This is a genomic window from Bradyrhizobium sp. AZCC 2262, from assembly GCF_036924535.1.
Classification (GTDB): Bacteria; Pseudomonadota; Alphaproteobacteria; order Rhizobiales; family Xanthobacteraceae; genus Bradyrhizobium.
Window position 1 is genome coordinate 6060515 of sequence record NZ_JAZHRT010000001.1, and the last position, 23359, is coordinate 6083873.

At 56.9% G+C, this 23359-nt stretch carries 20 protein-coding genes; 10 read left to right on the forward strand and 10 right to left on the reverse strand.

Annotated features, from left to right (window positions below; translation table 11 throughout):
* The first annotated feature begins 140 nt into the window (after positions 1-140).
* The 6 genes from V1283_RS28400 to V1283_RS28425 all read left to right on the forward strand — a co-directional run bounded on the left by V1283_RS28400 (position 141) and on the right by V1283_RS28425 (position 5608).
* Complete coding sequence (locus V1283_RS28400; RefSeq protein WP_334389898.1) at positions 141-1208, forward strand: ABC transporter substrate-binding protein; 1068 nt, start codon at positions 141-143, stop codon at positions 1206-1208.
* Positions 1205-1999 (forward strand): ABC transporter ATP-binding protein, encoded by a 795-nt coding sequence (locus V1283_RS28405; RefSeq protein ID WP_334389899.1) that lies wholly within the window; start codon positions 1205-1207, stop codon positions 1997-1999. The genes V1283_RS28400 and V1283_RS28405 overlap by 4 nt, the downstream gene beginning before the upstream one ends.
* Positions 1996-2796 (forward strand): ABC transporter permease, encoded by an 801-nt coding sequence (locus tag V1283_RS28410; RefSeq protein WP_334389900.1) that lies wholly within the window; start codon positions 1996-1998, stop codon positions 2794-2796. Before V1283_RS28405 ends, V1283_RS28410 begins: the two co-directional genes overlap by 4 nt.
* Positions 2793-3566 (forward strand): ABC transporter permease, encoded by a 774-nt coding sequence (locus V1283_RS28415; protein ID WP_334389901.1) that lies wholly within the window; start codon positions 2793-2795, stop codon positions 3564-3566. The genes V1283_RS28410 and V1283_RS28415 overlap by 4 nt, the downstream gene beginning before the upstream one ends.
* A 9-nt stretch (positions 3567-3575) precedes the next feature.
* Entirely contained in the window at positions 3576-4133 is a 558-nt protein-coding gene (locus V1283_RS28420) for a molybdopterin-dependent oxidoreductase (protein ID WP_334389902.1), read from the forward strand.
* Between the two features lie 311 nt (positions 4134-4444).
* Positions 4445-5608 (forward strand): M20 aminoacylase family protein, encoded by a 1164-nt coding sequence (locus V1283_RS28425; protein ID WP_334389904.1) that lies wholly within the window; start codon positions 4445-4447, stop codon positions 5606-5608.
* Between the two features lie 54 nt (positions 5609-5662).
* Here V1283_RS28425 and V1283_RS28430 read toward each other — a convergent pair whose 3' ends face one another.
* From V1283_RS28430 to V1283_RS28440, 3 genes are all read right to left on the reverse strand, one after another.
* Entirely contained in the window at positions 5663-6184 is a 522-nt protein-coding gene (locus tag V1283_RS28430) for an Lrp/AsnC family transcriptional regulator (protein WP_334389905.1), read from the reverse strand.
* 254 nt (positions 6185-6438) lie between these two features.
* Positions 6439-7302, reverse strand: coding sequence for a VOC family protein (locus V1283_RS28435; protein WP_334389906.1), 864 nt, complete (start codon positions 7300-7302; stop codon positions 6439-6441).
* 353 nt (positions 7303-7655) lie between these two features.
* Positions 7656-9320, reverse strand: coding sequence for a pyridoxamine 5'-phosphate oxidase family protein (locus V1283_RS28440; protein ID WP_334389907.1), 1665 nt, complete (start codon positions 9318-9320; stop codon positions 7656-7658).
* A 713-nt stretch (positions 9321-10033) separates the two neighbouring features.
* Between V1283_RS28440 and V1283_RS28445 the strand changes: the two genes are divergently transcribed.
* Complete coding sequence (locus V1283_RS28445) at positions 10034-10513, forward strand: Lrp/AsnC family transcriptional regulator (RefSeq protein ID WP_334389908.1); 480 nt, start codon at positions 10034-10036, stop codon at positions 10511-10513.
* A gap of 402 nt (positions 10514-10915) precedes the next feature.
* Positions 10916-12028, forward strand: coding sequence for an alanine dehydrogenase (gene ald / locus V1283_RS28450; protein ID WP_334389909.1), 1113 nt, complete (start codon positions 10916-10918; stop codon positions 12026-12028).
* A gap of 482 nt (positions 12029-12510) precedes the next feature.
* Here ald and V1283_RS28455 read toward each other — a convergent pair whose 3' ends face one another.
* From V1283_RS28455 to V1283_RS28475, 5 genes are all read right to left on the reverse strand, one after another.
* Entirely contained in the window at positions 12511-14001 is a 1491-nt protein-coding gene (locus V1283_RS28455) for an aminotransferase class V-fold PLP-dependent enzyme (protein ID WP_442895787.1), read from the reverse strand.
* Positions 14002-14468: 467 nt separating this feature from the next.
* The gene (locus V1283_RS28460; protein ID WP_334389910.1) at positions 14469-14921 is read right to left on the reverse strand and encodes a PaaI family thioesterase; all 453 of its coding nucleotides are present in this window, start codon (positions 14919-14921) and stop codon (positions 14469-14471) included.
* Positions 14918-15925 (reverse strand): zinc-binding dehydrogenase, encoded by a 1008-nt coding sequence (locus V1283_RS28465; protein WP_334389911.1) that lies wholly within the window; start codon positions 15923-15925, stop codon positions 14918-14920. The genes V1283_RS28460 and V1283_RS28465 overlap by 4 nt, the downstream gene beginning before the upstream one ends.
* Positions 15925-17427 carry a class I adenylate-forming enzyme family protein gene (locus V1283_RS28470; protein WP_334389912.1) on the reverse strand — a complete coding sequence of 501 codons (1503 nt, stop codon included), beginning with the start codon at positions 17425-17427 and terminating at the stop codon, positions 15925-15927. The genes V1283_RS28465 and V1283_RS28470 overlap by 1 nt, the downstream gene beginning before the upstream one ends.
* 981 nt (positions 17428-18408) lie before the next feature.
* Positions 18409-19272 (reverse strand): VOC family protein, encoded by an 864-nt coding sequence (locus V1283_RS28475; protein WP_334389914.1) that lies wholly within the window; start codon positions 19270-19272, stop codon positions 18409-18411.
* A gap of 446 nt (positions 19273-19718) precedes the next feature.
* Between V1283_RS28475 and V1283_RS28480 the strand changes: the two genes are divergently transcribed.
* Both V1283_RS28480 and pdxR read left to right on the forward strand, forming a co-directional pair.
* Positions 19719-19970, forward strand: a complete 252-nt coding sequence (locus tag V1283_RS28480) for a hypothetical protein (RefSeq protein ID WP_334389916.1) — start codon at positions 19719-19721, stop codon at positions 19968-19970.
* Positions 19971-20575: 605 nt separating this feature from the next.
* Entirely contained in the window at positions 20576-22012 is a 1437-nt protein-coding gene (pdxR, locus tag V1283_RS28485; protein WP_334389917.1) for a MocR-like pyridoxine biosynthesis transcription factor PdxR, read from the forward strand.
* 56 nt (positions 22013-22068) lie between these two features.
* Here the strand turns inward: pdxR and V1283_RS28490 are convergent, their stop codons facing one another.
* Both V1283_RS28490 and V1283_RS28495 read right to left on the reverse strand, forming a co-directional pair.
* Entirely contained in the window at positions 22069-22488 is a 420-nt protein-coding gene (locus V1283_RS28490; protein WP_334389918.1) for a hypothetical protein, read from the reverse strand.
* Complete coding sequence (locus tag V1283_RS28495; RefSeq protein ID WP_334389919.1) at positions 22454-23200, reverse strand: hypothetical protein; 747 nt, start codon at positions 23198-23200, stop codon at positions 22454-22456. The genes V1283_RS28490 and V1283_RS28495 overlap by 35 nt, the downstream gene beginning before the upstream one ends.
* Positions 23201-23359 lie beyond the last annotated feature (159 nt).

Below are 23359 nucleotides of genomic sequence, written 5' to 3' on the forward strand. Positions count from 1 at the left end.
ATTGAATGCCGCTTTTCTAGGTTCTGACGGCCCCAAATTCCAAAAAAACCTCTTTATGTGGCGAAGTGAGGCAAGCGATTTCTCCCGCCACCTCATATGATATGCGACATGCTTGTGAACCGGTGTTCGGGGGGGACAGAGTGCGTAAAGCGCTGACGATTTTATGTGGTCTCGTAAGTCTGCTGTGCGCGAGCACAGCGACATTTGCCCAATTCGCAAAAGTCCGCGTTGCCACGCCTGCGGAGTGGCAAGCACATGACCCTTCCCCAATTTTTGGCAAAAAACTCGGCTTTTTTGCTGAAGAAGGTTTGGACCCGCAATTCATTGCCCTGCAGGGTTCTGCGGCGATCTACCCTCAGGTAGCGAGCAAGGCCGTGGAATTCGCTATAACAAATCCAGACCTGATGCTAGTCGCCTTGGACAAGGGCGAGCCTTACCCCGTCAAGGCTTTTTTCAACTACATGCGCGAGCAGGTGTTTGAATTCACCGTTCTCGAAGATAGCCCGATAAAGACGCTCTCGGATCTGAAAGGAAAAAAACTCGGCGTCGGCGCGCTGACGTGGGGAAACCTTCCCATGTCGCGTGTATTTTTAAAAGACGCCGGCGTCGAGTGGATGAAAGACGTTCAGGTGGTGCCTGTCGGAATCGGTCCTACCGCTTGGCGTAGATTGCGCGTTGGCGATGTCGATGCGCTCAATCTCTACACGGGTACGAACAATCAGATGGCCGCGTCCGGGACGGCGATACGCCGCCTTCCTATGCCAGACAAATTCAAGCGTCTGTTTTCTAATGCCATCGTCGCTAATGCAGATACAATGAAGGCGAATCCTAAACTCGTGGAGGGTTTTGGCCGCGCCTGGGCAAAGTCATATTTCGCATGCCGAGAAAATCCGGAAAGCTGCATGCGATCCTATTGGGACTACAATCCCGCTGCGAGGCCACCTGCGGACAAGGAAGCTGAGACCATTGCTCGCAACGTGTCCCTATTCCTCGCAGGATATCATACCTTCATCGCCGGCGCGAAAGAGGACCGGTGGGGAGATTACGACCCTGCCATTTGGCGCGATCTCGCAGATCTGATGTACGAAGGCGGCCAAGTTTCTTCAAAGTCTCTCCCTGTCGAGCAGGTCTATACTCGAGAGTTCCTCACTGGAATTAACAACTGGAACCGCGCAGAGATCGCAGCGCGCGCAAAAGCAGCGCAATGAACGCTCAGGGCTTGCAAAGAAGCGGATTGTCCATCCGCGATGTACATCTCACCTATTCGACAAATAGAGGCGATCTTAAAGTTCTCAACGGGCTATCCATGGACGTAAAGCCGCGTGAGTTCGTTTCAGTACTCGGACCCTCAGGCTGCGGCAAATCGACATTGCTGCGCCTTGTATCAGGACTCATCGCTCCAAGCTCTGGCGTTATTGAACTCGACGGTGCTGTTGTTCGTACGCCGCGCCCCGATGTCGGCATGGTCTTCCAACAGGCGACTTTGTTGCCGTGGCAGACCGTGCGCGGCAATATCATGATGCCACTGCGAGCCATGGGACGCGATTTGCGCTCGTATCAAGCGCGTGCCGACAACCTTATAAAGCTTGTCGGTTTGGAACGATTCGCTTCAGCCTACCCGCACGAACTGTCGGGTGGAATGCAACAACGGGCCGCTGTTGCGCGCGGCATCATTCATGATCCGTCACTGCTGCTCATGGACGAACCTTTTGCTGCACTCGACGCCATGACGCGAGAGAACATGATGGTGGAGTTGCAGCGGATATGGATGGAAAGCCACAAGGCCGTCTTGTTCATTACGCACTCCATTCCCGAGGCTCTGTTCCTCTCGGATCGCATCGTCGTGTTTAGCCATAGGCCTGGCAAGGTTATCCACGTTGTCGATGTCGACGCGGAAAGGCCTCGATCGATAGATATGTTAAGCACTGCGGAATTCGGCGAAAAGGCGAGGTATCTTCGGAGCCTTTTCACACACATGTCTGAGGGGCAGGTATCTTGAGCCTACCTAAGCGCATTTTCGGCGCTGCCGCACCATTTGCGACGGTAGTTGTCTTGCTCGTCGGCTGGCAGATCGTCGTGGTCTCCTCCAGCCTGCCGTCGCATGTGCTTCCGTCGCCCTGGCTGGTAGCAACGCGCTTCTACGCGGGACTTGTTAGAGGCGACCTTCTTACCAGTCTCTACTGGACCCTCGTTACCGCCGTATGCGGCTACCTGATAGCTACAATCGTTGCTTTAGCTATTGCTGGGGTCCTGAGTGAGAGCCAAATATTGGATGCCCTTGCCTACCCGCTTTTCTCCGGTTTCCAAGCCATACCGAAAGTCGCAATGGCTCCCCTTCTCCTCATCTGGACGGGGTATGGCATAGTCTCAGAAATCATTCTTGTCGCGCTGATCGTTTTTTTTCCAATTTTTAGCAGCGCGCTCACCGGCTTTAAGGGGATTGATAGCCGGCTCGTCGATTTGCTCAGAACTTTTAACGCAAGCAGATGGTTTAAGTTCTGGCATCTCGCCCTTCCTGCCGCGGCGGGGCAGATTTTCGCCGGCCTTCAAATCGCTGTGGGATTCTCGTTGATTGGTTGTGTCGTTGTTGAATTTTTGGTCGGGACACAGGGTATCGGCTTTCTGATACAAGACTCTGCCAATCACCTCGATACGGCGTCGGGTGTCGCTGCGATGGTCTTGCTGGCGTTCATAGGTGCATCGGCAGGCCTCGCCATACGCAGGTTACGTCAGCGACTAATTTTTTGGGAACCGACAGAGGGTCGTCGATTGAGCGTTGCGAGAGCCGACCAATGACAGCGAGCTTGCGGATAGTGCTGGCGTCGATCAGCGTACTGATGCTCTTCAGCATCTGGTGGTTCGGGTCTCACACATTGAAGTGGGATCAAACGATTTTGCCTCCTCCAGAGGCCGTGCTGGGCGTTTTGAACCGAGGCGTCATCGGCGGTGTCATGCATGTCGATATTCTCTATACGCTGTATGGAGCTGGTGCCGGACTAATTATCGGATCGCTCGTAGCCCTCGTCGCAGGAATATTGGTCGGCGAATCCAAGACCGTCAGCCGTTTTTTCTATCCCGTGATATTAGGCGCGCAATCGATGCCGACGATCGCCATCGCACCTCTGCTTGCTGTCTGGTTGGGTATCGATCTGGGATCAAAAATCATATTGGTCGCGTTCAGCTGCTTCTTTCCGGTTTTTATAAGTACGGTGGCGGGGCTTGCCGCTACAAATGGCGACCTCAGCGATCTTTTCAGAGTGTTTGCTGCGGGCAGGTTTCGGACCCTGTGGGAGCTTCGTCTTCCAAGCGCGCTGAACTACATCTTCTCAGGGCTCCAGGTAGCCGTCGTTGTAAGTTTGATCGTCTGCGTGGTCGGCGAGTTTGTGTCTTCAGTTCATGGCCTTGGTCATTTAATTAAGGTGCTTTCCGATCAACTTGACGTTTCCTCGATGTTCGCCGCTATCGTCCTGCTGGCGCTCATTGGCTCAATCGCTTCCGCTGCCACCCGGTACCTTCACAGGCGTATTGTGTTCTGGCAAGCCGCTGCGCGCGTGCAGACGCAATAGCGCGCGCCCATGTCTCGACATACGCAAACGGCTTCGCATTGGGGCGTATACAACGTCGAAACCTCCCGCGATGGCTCCATTGGTTCGGTCACGCCGTTCGCTTGCGACCAGCGCAACGACTATTTGAAGCGCAATGCCGCTGATAAAAGCAATCGCGGCGGCGAATTCTTTGGCCCCGTGATCTGGGAAGCCGCGTTGACCCCTATTGAACAAGAGTTGCGACGCGTTCGCGCTGGTTTTGGTAACGAATCTTTCTACGGGGGCTCGTACGGCTGGGCAAGTGCCGGGCGGCTTCATCATTTGCCGAGTGTTCTCAAACGGTTCCTTGAGCTAATTGGCGGCTATGTCGACAAGCTCAGCAACCACAGCTTCGGTGCCGCAGCTGGCATCGTTCCCCAGGTCCTTAGGCGCTCGGACGCGTTCGCTCTTGTGACACTTTGGCCCGAGGTTGCGGCGCATACGAAGCTAGTCGCGATGTCTGGGGGCATCTTAAGAACACGGCGATCGACTCGAGTGGTGCAACATTGCACGACACTCCAGCTTGGACGGAGCACGCACGAAAGTTGAACAATCGTTTGCTCAACACTAGCCCGTCCCGCGACGATTCGAAGGATCAAAGCCAGATGATTTGGACGCCGTTATGACCGAAAACTGCGATCCTGAGGTGCCTGGGGAGCCGGGTTCTCTGAAGGAGCACGGCAATCCAAATGTCGTCACTTTCGGCTCCGGAACGTCAAAACTTTGGCATTCGCCCGCAGCGGAGACCATTCTCGTGGAAGACGTTTCCCCACCGCGTGTAACTGCATTCGATTGGCCAGCCGTGGATACGTTTGGCGCGAGTGCCCCCTGCCCCGATAGAAAGCAAAAGGAGTAACCCCATGCAGGTCCTCAACAACCGAATTGCAGATATGCATTCGACGGTAACCGAATGGAGGCAAGATCTTCATAAGCATCCTGAGCTTCTCTTCGACGTTCATCGAACGGCAGAGTTTGTGGCAGGCAAACTGAAGGAGTTTGGCGTTGACGAGATTGTCACGGGATTGGGCAGGACCGGCGTCGTAGGCGTCATTCATGGCAAGTCCAACCGATCAGGTAGGGTCATCGGCCTCCGCGCTGATATGGACGCATTGCCGATAGTCGAGGAGACTGGCAAGCCTTACGCTTCTACGCACGAGGGTAAGATGCATGCCTGTGGGCATGACGGGCATACGGCGATGCTTCTTGGAGCTTCCAAATACCTATCGGAGATGCGCAATTTTGACGGGACTGTTGTCGTTATCTTTCAGCCTGCGGAAGAGGGCGGTGGCGGCGGCCGAGAGATGGTGCAGGATGGAATGATGGAGCGGTTCGGCATCCAGGAGGTGTACGGGATGCACAACACTCCTAGTATGCCAGTCGGGAAATTTGGCATACGGGCCGGTTCTATTTTTGCCTCGGTCGACAATTTCAGGATCCAAGTCAACGGGAAAGGCGGCCATGCAGCACGTCCTCATTTCTGCGGCGATCCCGTCGTGACGGCGTGTGCTATTGTCATGAACGCCCAATCGATCGTGTCTCGAAATGTCGACCCCCTTTCGAGCGCCGTTGTATCAATCTGCACGATCAATGGCGGGACCACGCACAATGTCATCCCTCAATCCGTCGAATTGATAGGCACTGTCCGCACTCTCACGAACGAAACGCGCGATCTGGCAGAAAAGCGTTTGTGCGAGTTAGTGCACAGTACGGCCGCGGCGTTCGGCATGGAGGCGGAGGTACGTTACAACCGCGACTATCCGGTGACATTCAATCATGCGGCATACATGGAGTTCGCTGCCGATGCAGCTGCTTCAATGCCCGGCATTGAGGTCAATCGCGCCATGGACCCCATCATGGCCGGCGAAGATTTCGCCTATATGTTAGAAGCGCGTCCGGGAGCCATTATATTTATCGGGCAGGGCGACGGGCCTGGACTCCATAATCCTCGTTACGACTTCAATGATGAGATAATTCCGATAGGGATCAACTATTGGGCAAAATTGGTCGAACATCGCCTTGGTTGAATTGTCTTGATCGGGGCATGTCCTTATCATGTCGCGACATGCCCTCCTCTGAAATCAGGCCCGGCGCGAAGTTTTGCGCCTGGTCTTTTTGACAAGTTTATTGGAAGATCCGTCCAGTTCGGCGTAAGCGACCGGGAGAGCAGTCGTGTATTTGATGGTCTCCATCGAAAAGCTGGAGCTTACGTCATATATCGCCGCGATTTGGATTATCTTATGGTAGATTTTGTCATAGGCAGCGATATTTGGAACGACGATCTTGAGAAGATAATCGACCTGCCCTGACAAGCGGTAGAATTCCATCACTTCCGGAATCCGCGCGACCCCTTCGCAAAAGTCGCGAGACCACTTGGGATCATGGCAGTTGGTGCGAATGCTCACAAAAACCGTAGTGCCGACGTTCAACGTTTCCGGGTCGACGAGTGCAACCCGCTTTCGGATGACGCCTGAGTCAGCGAGCTTTTGCATTCGTCGCCAGCATGGGGACGGGGAAAGGCCCGCGCGCTCCGCGATCTCCGCCAATGGAAGCCCAGCGTCTTCCTGCAACGCCACTAGAATCCTACAATCGATGCGATCCATGAAATGCTATTCCAAGGTGGCCATTTTCGAGACAGTGTCGTTCCAATACCGCCGCGGGTGAACATGTCGTCGGTCCGGCCGACGAAATCGAAGTACCCCTCGTCGGTCGCAGCACGTCGCCGGTGTGGGCAAGGCCGTCGGCGGTCGCTCGCGCAAAGTCCCGGAGGGCTAAGGTGCGCGAGAGGAGGCTGGCTCGCCTACCTCGACCAGCGCCGGCTAAGCCGCCCAGACGCTGTCCACGAGATGGGCGAAGTTCACGGGTGAGGCGACCTCGGTTCTGGATCGTTCCGGAACCGCACGATCATGTTCATGCATTCGTGGGCCGGCACGACCACTGCCCTGTCCGCGACTGCGTAGACGATAGCCTTGCTGTTGAGATAGGTCGCCGTCTTATCCACGTCGGCGACCTTTAGCGTCACCGCGGCCAGGTAGGCCGGCCTGCTATCGTTCGGAGCCGAGCCCACTCCGTACAAGGCCGACAGCTCGGCCCTGGTCATCAGCCGCAGCGTCACTGATCCGAGGGTGACGTGGACCGAACCCGCCGTTCGTTGCACCGCGTCGCGACCGAGAAGGGTTTCGTAGAAGACTGCGGACTCCGCAGGCTCAGGCACGACTGCGTCAACTTCCGCGATCCCGAGGGCGCCGTTCGGATGCGTCTGCCATTCCGGGCGCCAGACGAGATCGCGGGTGTGATGCTGACAGAAGAAGACCCGGCCGGCCGGCGTCTCGGCCGGGTCGATGCGGGTGATGGTAAATGCCGCTTCGCGCGTCACCTCCCCGAGGCCCACCGGCCGGGAGAAGGAAGCAGGCTCCTTCGCGGAAATGCCGAGCGCCTGGAGGCCCCGGTGGGTCGCCCCCGCGTCAACGGTGGTCAGCGCGCAGGCCGCGAGACCGACCGGGTCGCGCGTGATGTCCGGCCCTCCGCCTCTCGCCGCAACTTCAGGCGGCAGGCCCATCAGCTCGAGATACTCGGTTTCGAACACCATCACGTGGTTATTCGACCCAAGCGAATGCTGGCCCTCAGGAGGAAGGTGGAAGCCGAGCTTTCGATAGCGCATCGCCGCCTCGTCCATCTTGTCCCGTACGTTGACCACGAGATGGTCGAGGGCCGCCTGCATCTAGTTCCCCTGTAACTTCCAAGCTAAAAGTTAAAGTCAGAAAGCTTTGTACTTCAAAGCAGGTGGAGCAGAATTGTTCGATAGGCGAACATAAGTTCGGAGATGAGAATGCACGGGAAGACCCTCCCTTGCAAGAAAAATTTTTGAGCCTGTGCAGAATGCTCATGACTAGGCAAAGGCGGCCGGGTTGGCGATCGCAGGGAGCGTCGGTCCCTACACGAGCGTTCCGCGTTTTTTGGTCAGACCAGCACGACGCATTTCCCATCGGGCCGTCGCCGGTGACCCGGCACAACAATTCTTTGTCTTCCCTCCCGCTGGCACCGCATGATGCGCGCCGAAGAAAGCGCGGCCCATCACAAGTCCAAAAGTAGAGACGGCGAGTTCGCCCAGGAAACGCAAATGCACATCTTGTGCTCCTGCTCCTTGTGGCCGGCCGTCAGGAAGCGATCCCGATGATCGGGAATGCCCTGTAGGACCGTCGTGGCGCAGAGGCCGCATTCGCCGCGCTTGCAACTGTGATTCACAGCGAAACCTTCAGCGAGGGCAACGTCGAGAATGGACTGGCCGGGGTGCACGGTGGCCGATCTGCCCGTCCTGGCAAACTTGATCTCCACCGGCTTGTCCGAAGATTGCGGAGTCGGCGCGGCGAAGGCCTCGCTATGCACGTGATCCGGCGGATACCCGAGAAGTTCGCCCGCAGCGATGACATCGCCGATCAGTCGCTCTGGTCCGCAGACGTAGACGTGCCGTCCTTTCTCGAACAGTCCGAGCACCTTCTTGAGATCCATGCGTCGATCGGCGCCTGCGGAGGTGTCGTAGAAAGTAGTGCGCACCGACCGTAGGTTTCCAAGGGCGTCGACGAAGGCAGCTTCCTCGGTCCCCCTCGCACTATAGTGGAGTTCGGCGGATCGCGCCGACGTCTCGAGTTCGTTGGCCATCGCGAGAATCGGAGTAATGCCTATTCCGCCCGCGATGAGGATGGAATGGGTGGCGTTGCTGTCCAGCGGAAAGTCGTTTTCCGCTGGCATGACGCTGACAGAATGTCCGAGCCCGAGCTCGTCGTGCACATACATCGAGCCGCCTCGCCCGGCCGGATCCCGACGCACTGCGATTTCGTACCACCGGCCGCCGGGATCGGATTTGACTATCGAGTATTGGCGGAAATCCCTCGTTCTATCGACCAGAATCACGCTAATCTTGACATGGGCTCCGGCACTCGCGGTCGGGAAAAGCCCTGCCTTCGGTTTCAGACGCAGGAGCTTTACGCTACGCGCAACGTTGCGGACGGCCACGACCTCGGCCTCCACGTTCGCCGTCCGCTGCTCTTGCCTGGTACCCATTCCGAACCGCTGCGCGAAATCCGAAATGTAATCTGGAAGCCTCACCGGCTCCTTCAAGCGATTGGCGTCCTCCGCAATTCCGACGCAAGATTCTATTGGAAGGGTGCCGGCCCAACAACTTTGCTCGAAGAGCTTTTCGCCTCCGAAGACTGGACGGCCGTCGCCCGGCAAACCAGCCCGCCTCTTCAGCGAACCCTCTTGGATCTGCATCCGGACCATGATGATGCCCTTCAACTCTTCCGGCGACGGCTGCTTCACCTCATCCCAACGACCCGGAAACAGCCGCGAGAGAAAGAACTCAAGTTGGCTCCGGCGCTCATCGAGGCTTTCGACCGGTTCCGCATTTCCGAACACCATCACGGAGCGGTAGTTCATCGCGTGGGCCGAGGCCAAGCGCGACAGCACGAAACCATCGACGTGGACGAATGTGACGCTCACCTTAGCGCCTGCGGCGACGGTCTTCAGCATCCGGCTTCCCGCGGAACCATGCCAATAGATGTAGTCACCTCGCCGCCAGATCATCGTAGGTGTCGCGTAGGGTTGATCGCCGATCGAATAGGCGATCGTTCCATAGAGCGAAGCGTCGATCGCGGCGTAGATATCGTCCTTCCGATGACTTGCCCGATTCCCGAACAGGCTTACCCTGGACCGTTCCGTGATCTCAAATTCGTCCGACATTCCAGGTTCCTTCTCGCGAAACTTGCACGACGATCTTGTTGTGGTTTTTAATCGCGGTGAAGTACCAATTCCCGATCTCTCGAGGAGACCACTTTGGATCGTACAGGGGACATTTATCGACACGAGCGGGGGACTCTCGCGGGCCTCGCTCCTCTATTCACTGATAGCTCCCGTCGGCGTAAGAACGCACTTGCGCCGCAAGTTGTCCGAGCGGCTGAAACAACCGATCTTGTCGGGACTGATACAGCCTGGCGCGAGACTTCCTTCGACTAGGAGTTTCTTTCAGATTTAAAGTGGCCACCGGGCATTTTGATGACGGTAGACATCGGACGTGCCAGCTCTTAACCCACTTTAAAATGGTTTGTAGTGTCTCGCACAGCCTCCCAATACGAGCTGATTTGGTGGATCGATTCCGACGACGGCCCCGTGGCGCGATCCGTGCTCTTTAGACCGTCAGCCATTGATCCAAAGGCCGGCCGAGACGTTGCCCCACTCATAGCGTCCATTGCGGCATCCACCGCATCAACATATGCCCCTATGGCAGAAAAACGCGTCGCCGCTCCAATGCCGGATGCATCACTCTCGCTCGATTTTCACTATCGTCGGATTCATTAGGTACCTAGAGACATATTCCGCTGACGAAATGCTCCATAATAAAGTATATTACGAGCTCGCCAGACGCTTGATTCAAGTTGTTCACCCCGAGAGTTTTGATGCCCACCGATCTTGATCCGATTGACTACAAAATACTGCGTGAACTCTCACACGACGCAAGAATTAGTCACGTAATCTTATCGGAACGCGTCGGGCTTTCTTCAACTGCCTGTGCACGTCGTCTACAGCACCTGGAGAAGATCGGGATTATCTACGGATACTCAGCGGACATAGATCCCTCTCTTCTCGGCTATCGCATGCAAGCGATCGTACACATCTCCCTCGATCATCAGAACGAGAACGCGCTTGCAGCATTCGAGAGAGCGGTAAGGAACTGTCCCGACGTCACATCATGTCATCTAATGTCCGGCAGCCATGACTATCTCGTTCAAGTACTGGTTCGGGACATGGAGGACTATGAACGCGTCCATAACCAATACCTATCGCGCCTGCCGGGTGTCATAAGACTGCAGTCCAGCTTTGTGATGCGCAGCGTGATAAAGCGAAGCATTTCCACGTCTGCTCTAGTTGGCGACTAGCGTCTCGTTCCACTCAATGACGCTTTTTGGGCCGACATGCTGTCGTGTCGATACTGTAGTTAGGGGAGAATACTCGTAGGAAGCAACCAAATCCGCACCTTCCTTTGGACGTTTTCGGTCGATTTGCTGTCAGGTAATCTACAAATCCGAAATTTATCACAAATGATCTAAGATTTTCGATACCTCGTCCAAGTTGATTGCAGACCTTGCAGAGGCCTTCTCAAACAATCATTGAGCATCACTGCAAACGCGATTCTCTCTTAATCGTTTTGTCGGATTCCTGCGTCATCTCTGCATTCCGCGCCGCTTCCCAGCAAACGACGCTTGATCACCGCCGATATTTGCAGGAACCGCCCTAGACAACCGTGTGAACAATAGAGGTGTTCAACATGGAGCAACCAAATGATTGTCGGCGTCCCACGAGAGATTAAGAGGCATGAGTACCGAGTAGGCCTAACGCCAGATGCGGTCAGGGAATATGCTGCTGCGGGCCACACTGTTATTGTGGAAAACAGTTGCGGTAGCGGCATTGGTGCGACTGACGCTACTTACAATGCCGCCGGCGCCGGGTGCGTGGAGAGTGCAGCCGAGGTGTTCGCAACGGCAGACATGATCGTCAAGGTGAAGGAGCCGCAACCGCAGGAGTGGACAAAGCTCAGGCGAGATCAAATTCTCTTTACGTATTTGCATTTGGCACCCGATCCGGATCAAACACGCGGTCTGCTCGAGTCGGGTTGTACGGCAGTGGCTTACGAGACTGTCACGGACGAACGAGGCGGCCTTCCCTTGTTGGCTCCAATGAGCGAGGTAGCGGGCCGATTGTCAATAGAGGCCGCGGGTGTAGCACTGAAGCGTCACGCGGGCGGTCGTGGCCTTCTCCTTGGAGGCGTACCCGGCGTCAAGCCAGCCAAAGTCCTGGTTTTGGGCGGTGGCGTTGTCGGTACTCACGCGGCCCGTATGGCTGTTGGACTTGGTGCGGATGTCACCATCCTAGACCGCTCCATTCCCCGTCTTCGCGCACTTGATGAATTGTTCCAAGGGCGGGTAAAAACTCGCTTCTCATCTATTCAGGCTGTCGAAGATGAGGTCCTAGATTCAGACGTTGTGATTGGTGCAGTCTTGCTGCCCGGATCAAGCGCGCCCAAACTCGTAAGTCGGGCAATGCTATCAAGCATGCGGCGAGGTTCTGTTCTCGTTGATGTCGCCATTGACCAGGGAGGATGTTTCGAAACCTCTCGCGCAACTACGCACGACGATCCAACTTACGAAGTAGACGGCATAATTCACTATTGTGTGGCGAACATGCCGGGCGCTGTTCCACTAACCTCCAGCATCGCTTTGAACAATGCGACGCTTCCGTTTGGTCTTGCTTTGGCGAATAGGGGCTTCGCAGCAATACTAGACAATGAACATTTGCGTGCTGGCCTGAACGTCCGCCGAGGACAGCTAACCTGTGCTGCAGTCGCAAAAAGCCTCAACCTGCCATATCGGACACCAGAGGCTCTGTTGGCCTAGCTGTATCCTCCCAACTTGGGCCGCGGTTCGTCGGACCGCGGCCACCTCTTTCACTGCGGCGCCATACGGAATGCGCAGCAGGGTTAAAGATTGGCGCTAACCGCTGGAGTTCTCCTTCAGCATTTCACGGGTATGTCCGACGACCAAATGTCAGCCCCGCTCCTTCAACGCTTATAAGCGCTGATGAGAACCCGATTACACTTTACACGATTCATCGGATTGACTGACGACACAATCCGCTCCAGTGCGAACTACCGTTTCCTTAAACTTAGATCGACTGCCCACTCCGATAAATAACGCAAATTGCTACAACGAACATTACACAGAACAATACACGCTTAAAAACGTGCGTTCCGCTGGACAGACGGCGTCGATGTCTTCGGATCGAAAAACGCCTCGACCTGCGGCCTTCCAGGCTTGGATTCAATCATATTGGACCTTGGGTGTTGCAGCTCACTCGCGTCCCGATCTTGAATTGGATGTCATTGAATGTCGGATAGGACGGACTCCTCGCGCGGAAAAAAGATAGCCCTGCGTAAATCGACGGCATATCTGCCCGACAGCCCGACAGCATCATTCGCCAGCGCTGAAACAGAATCCAGAATATACTGCACTTTCTCGTCGCTAAGCAGAACACTCAAATTTAGGCGAGTGAAGCCTGGTTTTCGAATCTCCTCGCCCTCAGCAATCGCAACTCGCAATGCATCCGACGACACTTCATCGATATTCAGGAGCCTATGCACGTAAGGTCCGGCACATGCACACCCACCGCGCGCCTGAATTCCGTACCGGTCGCTAAGTAGGCGAGTTATAAGTTGCTGATGAACATAACCGCCCTTCCCGTCCTTTATTCGGAACGAGAAAATGGGGAGACTCTTGGCCTGCAAGTTGCCGAGAAGCTCGATCCGGTCAACTTTACTCCACGAAAGTAATGCGCGGGAGCGAAGCGCCACATTACGATCCGACATCGCCCGCTCACCGATCGCTTCCTTTACGAGGAACGCAAGCGCTGCACGAATATCCCCGACCACATTAGGCGTTCCCCCTTCCTCACGTACCTCTAACGCGTCGCTATAGTCGTGTGCCTTTGGCGTAACAAATTTTACGGTACCTCCGCCGGGCCACGTAGGCTTGGTAGCAACCACCGCACTACGGCGAACAATGAGTACGCCAGAAGCTGCTGGCCCGCCTATGAACTTGTGAGGAGAGACGACTATGGCGTCAATGAGCGATCCATTCGGAGGATTCATCGAAATCGGCAGATAAGGGCCTGCGCCAGCGTAGTCCCAGATGATCTTGGCACCCGCTTCCTTAACCCGCTTCGTTATACCGGTCACGTCCGCGATAATTCCCGTTACGTTAGAAGCGGCGGAAAACGCGCAGATTACTGATCGTCCCTTCGCGCTACGAAGCGCCGATTCCAAGTGGGTGATACTTGCCCCCCCCACTGCAGCCTCTTCAATCTCGACAATCTCTGCGCCACTCTCGCGCCAGGGTAGAATATTTGAATGGTGTTCGTATGGGCCGATAATAATCCGGGGAATTATGCCGGCGCGAACACTGTCGTGCACTCCCAGCAAATGAACCAGACGATTTAAGCCGGACGTGGCACCCGATCCGGAAAAAATCACCGCGCAATCTTCATCAGCCCCACAGCATTTCGCAATTGCACTACGGGCAGCGCGGCGCAGGCGCGTCATCGCACCCCCGCAGTACGACGCCTCTGTGTGGCTGTTAGCATAATAGGGTAGAACGCGTTCCATCACGAAGCGCTCGACCGAATACATCGCTCGGCCAGATGCTACGTAATCAGCGTACACCAACGTCTTAGGCCCAAAAGGACCAATGACCTTCGCGTCACCGCCAATTAGATCCGCGGAGAGACGAGAAAGATGGTCGCCCTCCATAAGCGCTTCTGTGAACCCCGCAAACGAGTCTGTGGGTATCTCCAGCTCGTGACTCACCGCGTTCATCGCATAACCCTCCAACTGCGTAATCTTCTAAAATGGCTCCGCGGATTTGGTTTGACCGCCGGTGCGCGTTATGAGGACGAGGTACTCACGGGCCGCGGTGCTATGACAATACCGTCTCAAGCACTTGTCGACGCGGCGTTGCATTACGGTTTCGGCGCGCTGGAACCATCGTTACACCGCAATCCGTTCGACAAGGAATACGTTTCGAATTGCGCGTATGAGCAATATTGCTTCCGAAAAGTGTCCCGCTGAACGGAATGCATGGTCGCCATCGCTGACCCAGGTACCACACCGTGCGAATGCCTACGCCGCGAATTATCGCCGCCACGAGCCCTTCGACATACGGGTAGCCGAAAACATGTTCCTCTGCCGTCTGGACGGCGGCCGCCACGAGAGCGATCGTCGAGCACAGCAGGACGCCCGGCGCAATGCGACCAATGTCCTTACGCAAGCGGCTTGGCATAACGCTAGCCGACGTTACTCAATGATGTTGAAGCGGATGCTGTAGCGTACGTTGCCCGGCCGATGGCGAGTAATTGCCCTTGTTCGTTCCGAACATCGACATCCACGACCCCCACGGTTGCTCCGTTACGCCGCACCGTAGCTTTCGCGACGAGCTTCGTATTGACCGCTGGCCGTAAATAGTCGACGCGGAAATTGATGGTAGGTAGTGGTCGCCTCAGTGCCATGACAAGAGCGTAATCGCCAACCGTGTCGATGACTGCTGCAATCGGACCGCCGTGCCATTGACCTGAGCCTTTGCCGCGCTCGAACTCCGGCCGCATGGCGCATTCCATAATGATCGTTTCGTTTCTGGGATCAATTTGTTCGACCGTTAGGCCAAGGAACGCAATGAATGGCGACTGACGAAGCATATTCTGGATATCGTCGGCCCCGAGGGTGTTGGTCGCGTTAATCATGGTGCCACCACGACTTTACCGAAAGATTCGCGGTCCTCGAGGACCCTGAGAGCTTCGCGAGCTTCCTTTAAAGGGAATACTTTATCGACAATCACCTTAAGCTTGCCGACCTCCACCAGCTCAAGCAACTTCTCGATGTCGGATCGAGCCCACGAGTTGGATCCCATCACCTTCAATTCGAAGGTCCAGATGTACCGAATATCCTCTTTCGGATCGAAGCCGGCAGTAGCGCCGCAAGTGAGCATCCGTCCGCCAACCTTCAAAACCTTCAAAGATTTTACCCACGTGTCACCGCCGGTGTAGTTGACGACGACATCAACTCCTCGATCCGTCCCCCGACGGGTCGGCTTGCCATACATCTTGTAGATTTCTTCTTTGAAATCATGCGTCGTATAATTGATGGTCTTATCAGCCCCTATTTCCATCAAGCGCTTTGCCTTGGCGTCGGTGCCCGCGCACGCTACAACGTGCGCCCCCGCGAGCTTGGCAAGCTGCAAGCAGCAAACGCCAACGCCACCGGAAGCGCCTAGGATGAGGACCCTTTCGCCATTTGCAACCTGACCGATAGTGTTCATCATGCGTAGGGCGGTGCCATAAGCTACGGGTAGACCCGCGGCATCTGGAAAGCTGACGCCATCAGGAACGCGGATCAATTGATGCGCAGGCACCCGGCAAAGCTCTGCCAGGCCGCCATGCACGGTTTCCCCCAACAATCCGCCTTCCACACGGTTGATCGGATCGACAAGGACGCGATCTCCCTTCTTCCACCCGATAACCCTCGGCCCCACTTCCGCGATTTCGCCCGCGACGTCCAGACCCATGATGGCCGGCATGGGAATTTTAATGCCGGGCATACCTCTTCGCGTGAATACGTCATGATGATTCAACGACGACGCCTTCACAGCAACAATCACATCGCCTTCCCGTGGTATCGGGTCGGGAAAGTCAGTTTCAAAATTAAGTTTGTCAGAGCCACCATGCTCGCGAACGACTGCGGCTTTCATCAAGACATCTCCTCAGGGGTAATCTTTGCGGCTAGTACGCGCTTATCGATTTTATTAGTTCCGGCTAGCGGCATCTCGTCGACGAATATGACACGACGGGGATGCTGGTAGGCTGGCGCATTCTCAAGCGCATACTGTTTTACGTCATCATCATTGATCTCGGAGGCCGGGCTCCGGACGACGAACGCGATCGGCTTGAAGCCTCTTAATTCATCAGCGACAGGCAAAATGGCCGCCTGGTGGATACCCGGATGGCGCTCGAGCATCTTCTCGACCTCACCGGGATAGATATTCTCACCACCGCAAACGAACATATCGTCGGCACGCCCTACGAAGAAAAAGAAACCATTTTCATCTCGCCGAAAGACGTCGCCAGTACGATAGTAGCCGTCCGCGGTGATTACCTTTGCTGTTGCGTCAGGCAAATTGTGATAGCGGGTCATGACCGCCGGACATTTCATCTCTAGGACGCCTTCGTCAGAAACGCTCTGACCATCGCGAGTAAGTCGGAGATGAACCGCTGGATGTGGATAACCGGTAGATAGCGGCGGCTGAGGGAGCCCGCCTGGATGCGGACCAAAAACGATAGGACCAGCTTCCGTGGTCCCATATCCGTTGACGATCAACGCGCGAGGAAACACCTCGCGAACGCGATCTATCAGCGATTGGGTTAGGGGCGCCGAACCCATCCTGACGGCTTTCACGGCTGAAAGATCGTTGTTGGCCAACAAGTCCTTTTCGCGCATGATCATCGCGATCATTGTTGGCACGGCTGTTAGGATGTCGGCTCGGTATTCTGCGGCAGCTTCGACGAAACCTTTGGTCGTAAAACTCGGCAACAGAATGATCGTATCCCCTTGATTAAACGCGTTCTGACAAACCGCTAACGCGTTCATATGATAGAGGGGGGCGGCAACCAACGATCGTTGCCCGTGAGGGACAGGCCCGCGCTTGCGTTGATGCATGCACCATAAGTGCGAGTAGTGTGATAACACCACGCCCTTTGGGCGGCCGGTCGAACCAGATGTATATAAGAACATCGCCGGATGATCCGGCTGCATCTTCACGGCGACGAATGGACCATTGTCCAGAAACTGGGGAAATGCTGAGTCGAAGGAGACGCGTGGTAGATGCCGAGGCGACAATCTCAGGCGCTCGTCATCTCCAACAACGAGCTTCGCCTGGCAATCGTCTAGAATGAACGCGATTGTATCACTCGGCAGTTTCCAATTCACCGGGACGGCAATTAGTCCAGCCTGCAAAGTACCGAGGAACGCAATAAGAAATTCCGCGCGGTTGGCGGAGAAAATGGCAACAGCGTCGCCGCGTTGTAAACCACGTTTGAGCAAACCTCTCGCGAACCCACCGCTCAGTCGTATTAGTTCGCCATAATTGTAACGTCGCCCCTCGCCGTTCCCGCCGACATCGATAAGCGCCAGACTGTCCTCCGGCACCGCACCAGAGATCGCGGCGCCCTGATTGTCCCGATCGATTTCCATCATTCGACAAACTCCAGAGCCATGTTCATAGCGTTACGCGCGAGCACAAGGCCAAACACGAGGCCCTTGAGACCTCCAGCAGTCCGATTCGGCCGGCCGGCGCGCCGTTAGGGATGCCGATCAACTCCAGAGGGTCGGCGCCTAACAACGCTAGATGATTGATCGAACCGAAATAGCCTCGTTCCGCGAGCGTGAAACCAAGGCGGCGATAGAAGTCGGCAGGCTCATCCATCTCTCCCTCGCATTTATCACGACATGATAGAGTCGCTGTAAGATTCAACGCCATTCGCCTGCTTCTTCAGAAAAGTCACGCGGCATACCAAAACGTCGCGAACCGCTGAACCCCCGCGTCAGAGATCTACAATCCCGGTAACGACCCTACACAAGACGTTAGACAGCTGGGTGCCAAATTGCCCTATATTCTTCCGATGCCTTAGAAGCTGATTTCGATTTATGACGCTATCAAACAATGAGCTTGCGCTCCGTCGGTTTCGCCTTTTGGCGATAGCACGTACCCAAAACTCTCCACGGTTTACCGCGTGCCTTCTACGGAACGAAGACGAGCTAGGGATGCTGGAAGGCGGACCGTGCGACATCGCGTGACGGCGGATCGCCTCCTAGAGCATGATCGCCTCACGTTGAAGCGTAGGCGGCGCTGATCGCCGCAAGATGCGCAACGAAGGCGACCGGCTTAGCGCGCTTGATTGGGGTTTGGGACGGAAGCGACGCACGATCTTGCGTATGGCGGGATGACGTTCGAGGATGAACTCGACCGTGTGCCGGAAGACCTTACATGTCGTCGGTCCGGCCGACGAAATCGAAGTACCCCTCGTCGGTCGCAGCACGTCGCCGGTGTGGGCGAGGCCGTCGGCGGTTGCTCGCGCAAATTCCCGGAGGGCTAAGGTGCGCGAGAGGAGGCTGGCTCGCCTACCTCGACCAGCGCCGGCTAAGCCGCCCAAACGCGGTCCACGAGATGGACGAAGTTCACGGGTGAGGCGACCTCGGTTCTGGATCGTTCCGGAACCGCACGATCATGTTCATGCATTCGTGGGCCGGCACGACCACTGCCCTGTCCGCGACTGCGTAGACGATAGCCTTGCTGTTGAGATAGGTCGCCGTCTTATCCACGTCGGCGACCTTTAGCGTCACCGCGGCCAGGTAGGCCGGCCTGCTGTCGTTCGGAGCCGAGCCCACTCCGTACAAGGCCGACAGCTCGGCCCTGGTCATCAGCCGCAGCGTCACTGATCCGAGGGTGACGTGGACCGAACCCGCCGTTCGTTGCACCGCGTCGCGACCGAGAAGGGTTTCGTAGAAGACTGCGGACTCCGCGGGCTCAGGCACGACTGCGTCAACTTCCGCGATCCCGAGGGCGCCGTTCGGATGCGTCTGCCATTCCGGGCGCCAGACGAGATCGCGGGTGTGATGCTGACAGAAGAAGACCCGGCCGGCCGGCGTCTCGGCCGGGTCGATGCGGGTGATGGTAAATGCCGCTTCGCGCGTCACCTCCCCGAGGTCCACCGGCCGGGAGAAGGAAGCAGGCTCCTTCGCGGAAATGCCGAGCGCCTGGAGGTCCCGGTGGGTCGCCCCCGCGTCAACGGTGGTCAGCGCGCAGGCCGCGAGACCGACCGGGTCGCGCGTGATGTCCGGCCCTCCGCCTCTCGCCGCAACTTCAGGCGGCAGGCCCATCAGCTCGAGATACTCGGTCTCGAACACCATGACGTGGTTATTCGACCCAAGCGAATGCCGGCCCTCAGGAGGAAGGTGGAAGCCGAGCTTTCGATAGCGCATGGCCGCCTCGTCCATCTTGTCCCGCACGTTGACCACGAGATGGTCGAGAGCTGCCTGCATCTAGTTCCCCTACCACTTACAAGTTAAAAGCTTTGTCCTTAAAAGCAACTGGAACGTCCCACACAGCGGTTGGTATTGGCTTGCAAAGTCGCGCGCCAATCTAGCCTTTTACGCAATCAAATGCCCATACGGGGCCTCTGCACAGCGCGACCGGTTAGCCGCAGAGCGCGGGAAAGGGTGGAGCGATTGCTCGCAGGAGAAACGAGGTCGAGACCAGGGATACAGCGGAAAAACGGGCGCCGATTGAAGACTTCCTCTCCCGCGCGATTACCGCTCGGATTTTTTCCCGGACATTAGTAAGGACGTGATGGCGACGATGATGTGGCTTGAGCGCTGAAGAACGCGCGTGCCGAAGGTGGGGATGGGCCTGCCGGTCTGACGTTGCTGTCCGTCTGAGGTGATGTCTCGGTATTCGACCTCAGCCCAAGACTTCGGGACGGACCCAGGTGGCCTTTGGTTTTCTTGTTGTGCGTGTCAGCTTCTGTTCTGGCGTCACCAGAGCTCAAGACGTCGGCGCATGTCCGCCGATGCGGCGTTGCGAAGTCAGTGCCTACCTTGCCTACATAGGTCAGCTCACCGCCCTCGCGCTTTCCGAGGTAACGCGCAGCGATCCCACCGAGCTCTTTGACGAAGCCAACCACCGGAAACTTGCCGCGCTGCGAGCATTCGATCTTGAGCCAACCTTCGTTGCGGTCTGAGTGATACGGCGCGTCTGCGCGTTTTGAGATGATGCCTTCCCAAATCAGACTGCAGGTGTGTTCAACATCCGCTGAGCATCAGTGAGCAGGCGTCGATAGATGATCGGGGACTTGAGCTTAGCTCGATCGAAGACTTGTTTTAACGCCAGCTTACGATCGAGCTGCAGTGAGCTCCTCAAATCGAGCCGTCGACTTAGAGAAGATCGAAGGCATAAAAGGCGAGCCGGCGCTGCTTGCCTGAACCGAGATCGGCTTGCAGTTCACTGAACGACCACCAGCTCGCCGTCGATGATTGCGTTTGCAGCTGACGTGTTGGTGGCGCACGCATGAGATGGAGGCGTTTTTCCAATCGTGGCCGGCGGGTAAAGATCCTCACACGCCCTTTTCAACGGGCACCGGGACGCGATATACGTCGTACTTGATTTCGTGAATCCACTCCTCGCCCTGTTGCGGTTTCAATTTCAAGGTGGTGAAGTACCAATTCCCGATCTCTCGAGGAGGCCACTTTGGATCGCGCGAGGGGACATTTATCGACACGAGCCGGGGGACTCTCGCGGGCCTCGCTCCTCTATTCACTAAGAGCTCCGGTCGGCGTAAGAACGCACTTGCACCGCCAGCTGTTCGAGCGGCTGAAACACGCGATCTTGTCGGGACAGATTCAGCCTGGCGCCAGACTTCCCTCGACGAGGAGTCTGGCCGCCGAGTTGAACGTGTCCCGAAACACTATCGTAACTGCCTACGAACTTCTCGATACAGAAGGACTCATCGAAGCGCAGATTGGCGGCGGGACCACGGTGAGGCCGCTGTCCGAACGGCGCTTCGACTTCGAGCATCGCGAACTCGATCAGGTTCCATTCTCGCACGACCCTTCGACGTCCGTGCCACAGCATGCGCCGTTCAAGGTCGGGGTGCCAGCCTACCTGAACTTCCCGATGCGCGCTTGGAACGCAACGGTCAACCGAAGCGCCCGCGCACAGACCGTTGGCGACCTGGCCTATCAGGACACCTCCGGACACATTGGTCTCCGTCGGCTGCTTGCCGCCTACCTTCTCACTAGACGGGGCTTGCGATGCGACGTCGACCAGATCGTGGTTGTTCCTGGCTACCAGGCGGGGCTGAACCTCGTCATCCGCTCGCTGCTCCAGCACGGAGATCAGGTATGGGTTGAGGATCCTGGACATGGTCCCACTAGGGACACCCTCCGGCTCAACGGCATGGCAGCGCGCCCCGTTCCCATCGATGCCGATGGCATGATGGTGAAGGCCGGGACCGATCTGTGGCCGGATGCCAAGCTGGCGGTGGTGACCCCGGCACATCAATTCCCATTGGGAATGTCGATGAGCGACGAAAGGCGCCGGCAGTTGCTGGACTGGGCCCGATCATCGAGGGCGTGGATAGTCGAAGACGACTACGACACGGAATTCCATTTCGCCGGTAAGCCTCCCGATTCGTTGGCTGGCACCATGAGCGACGAGAGGGTTGTCTACATCGGGACGTTCAGCAAGGTGCTGTTTCCCTCCCTACGCATCGGGTACGCCGTCATACCGCCCGCGTTGGTGGGGCGCTTCTCCGAGATGCGTCAGGTCATGGACGGCCACCAACCGTATTTTATGCAGGATGCGGTGCGTCGTTTCATCGAAGAGGGATCCTTCGACCGCCATCTCGGGAAGATGAGGGCTCTGTATCGCAAACGCCGACTAGATCTTGTCGCCGCGATCGCCGACAGGACCAATGGTCGACTCCAACCGATCGAGGCAGCGGGCGGCACGCATCTGACTGCCCTCTTCGAGGAAGGCGTCGACGACGTCGCCTTTTCCGAAATGACGAGACGGGTCGGCGTGGAGACCGCCCCTCTCGCATCCTTCCGCATTCGGCGCGGTCATCCAGGCCTGGTGCTCGGATATTCGGCCTGCTCCCCCACCGTGCTCGGGGAAACTATGGACCGCTTAAAGGTGGTACTTTCGGCGCGCCGATATCCGAAAGCTGCCGCAAACAAGGGAAAGGACGCTAATCTTCCTAGGAAGATACATAGAGGTATCTAGTGTCTAGTCTGCTCCATATCTCGGCGTCCGAGGCGTAAGGGTAACGCGGACGAGGATCAGGCCGATTGCGCCGGGCGTGGTCCGCACCGGCCAGCGGCCCATTTACCCGGCAGCAGGACCAGAAGGCCCAAAACGGCTACCGTAAGCAGGGGCGCCCCGACGTCCCAGCGCTCGCGCTCGCGGGCGCGTGCAGACAGCGACTTGAGCACGAACTCCTCACCGCGAGCCATCTCATTGAAGGCTTGCTGGAAAGTGCTGAGGCGTCGCACTGCCTCGTCGGAAAGCTCCGCTCCCTGCCAGCGCGACTGCCGCTCTAAGTTGGTCAGCTCCGTTGCCTGCGATTGCCGAAGGCCGGCGTCCCTCGCGGCATCCGCATAGACCGCTCGCTCGATCGGCGTCAAGAACGCCTCGGGACCGATGCCACTAGCCCACTCCAGGAGGTCAAGCATCGGCTGATCGGCGCGCGGCATGATCATGAGCCAAATCATGGCTCCCGAAACAATGACCAGAATGCTTGCCGATACCGCTCGAAAAAGGATACGCACTCGGTTTCGCCACTCTTCGGCAGACACTAAAGTAAACGCGCGCAGAACGACCGCAACAACGAGCGTTAAGGCGAACGCGAGGACAGGGCGGAACTCCCGTGCTGACCTTGAAGGCGCGTGCGAAATGATAAGGAGAGCGAGAAACAAGTGCAGCAAGCTCGGCGAGCGACAAGTCACTCGCGAGTTGGCCCTTCATGTACTCAGTAAGGAGCTTCAACTCTTTCGGTATTAGCCCGCCTTTCGCCGGTTTCATGCCGAACGCAGGCTGCGAGGCTCGCGCGAGCAAGGTCGCGAGCGCCATGCCAAGACTGTCGGCCTCCAACTGCGTCAATCCATGCGCGCTTAGTTCCCAAAGTTGCTCGGCGAGCAGAAGCGGCAACGTGTCATAGCGCGCGCCATGATAGAGCGGTCCGCAGTCTTGGAGGCGCCAGGGATCATCCCAAAAAATCTTGGACGAAAATTCAACGACGAGAAGATCGATGTCGGAGGTGAGGTTATACGTGCAGGCATGATCGGGAGGCGCGACTAGATAGTTTGGTGCGGACAGATCGGCGGTGAAACGGCCTGCGCCGAGATCGATGACAGACCGACCGGGCCGAGACGCGCGGCTAATCTGAAGCGATACTCCATGGGCAGATTCCACGTACTCACCGGCTAGGTGCCGCGGCGCACGGAACAGCTTCAGTCCACCAGCAGATCTGTGCTCTTGCTTGAACGGCTATATAGAGCGGTAATAGTCGGCGTAGCTCATGGGCGCGGCATTCACGAAGCAGCCTCCTGATGATATGCGTTGGGCGATGTG

Coding starts and splice junctions, on each gene's coding strand:
- V1283_RS28405 (WP_334389899.1), top strand. CDS start 1,205: ATGAACGCTCAGGGCTTGCAAAGAAGCGGATTGTCCATCCGCGATGTA.
- V1283_RS28415 (WP_334389901.1), top strand. CDS start 2,793: ATGACAGCGAGCTTGCGGATAGTGCTGGCGTCGATCAGCGTACTGATG.
- V1283_RS28420 (WP_334389902.1), top strand. CDS start 3,576: ATGTCTCGACATACGCAAACGGCTTCGCATTGGGGCGTATACAACGTC.
- V1283_RS28425 (WP_334389904.1), top strand. CDS start 4,445: ATGCAGGTCCTCAACAACCGAATTGCAGATATGCATTCGACGGTAACC.
- V1283_RS28430 (WP_334389905.1), bottom strand. CDS start 6,184: ATGGATCGCATCGATTGTAGGATTCTAGTGGCGTTGCAGGAAGACGCT.
- V1283_RS28435 (WP_334389906.1), bottom strand. CDS start 7,302: ATGCAGGCGGCCCTCGACCATCTCGTGGTCAACGTACGGGACAAGATG.
- V1283_RS28440 (WP_334389907.1), bottom strand. CDS start 9,320: ATGTCGGACGAATTTGAGATCACGGAACGGTCCAGGGTAAGCCTGTTC.
- V1283_RS28445 (WP_334389908.1), top strand. CDS start 10,034: ATGCCCACCGATCTTGATCCGATTGACTACAAAATACTGCGTGAACTC.
- ald (WP_334389909.1), top strand. CDS start 10,916: ATGATTGTCGGCGTCCCACGAGAGATTAAGAGGCATGAGTACCGAGTA.
- V1283_RS28455 (WP_442895787.1), bottom strand. CDS start 14,001: ATGAACGCGGTGAGTCACGAGCTGGAGATACCCACAGACTCGTTTGCG.
- V1283_RS28460 (WP_334389910.1), bottom strand. CDS start 14,921: ATGATTAACGCGACCAACACCCTCGGGGCCGACGATATCCAGAATATG.
- V1283_RS28465 (WP_334389911.1), bottom strand. CDS start 15,925: ATGAAAGCCGCAGTCGTTCGCGAGCATGGTGGCTCTGACAAACTTAAT.
- V1283_RS28470 (WP_334389912.1), bottom strand. CDS start 17,427: ATGATGGAAATCGATCGGGACAATCAGGGCGCCGCGATCTCTGGTGCG.
- V1283_RS28475 (WP_334389914.1), bottom strand. CDS start 19,272: ATGCAGGCAGCTCTCGACCATCTCGTGGTCAACGTGCGGGACAAGATG.
- V1283_RS28490 (WP_334389918.1), bottom strand. CDS start 22,488: ATGATCATGCCGCGCGCCGATCAGCCGATGCTTGACCTCCTGGAGTGG.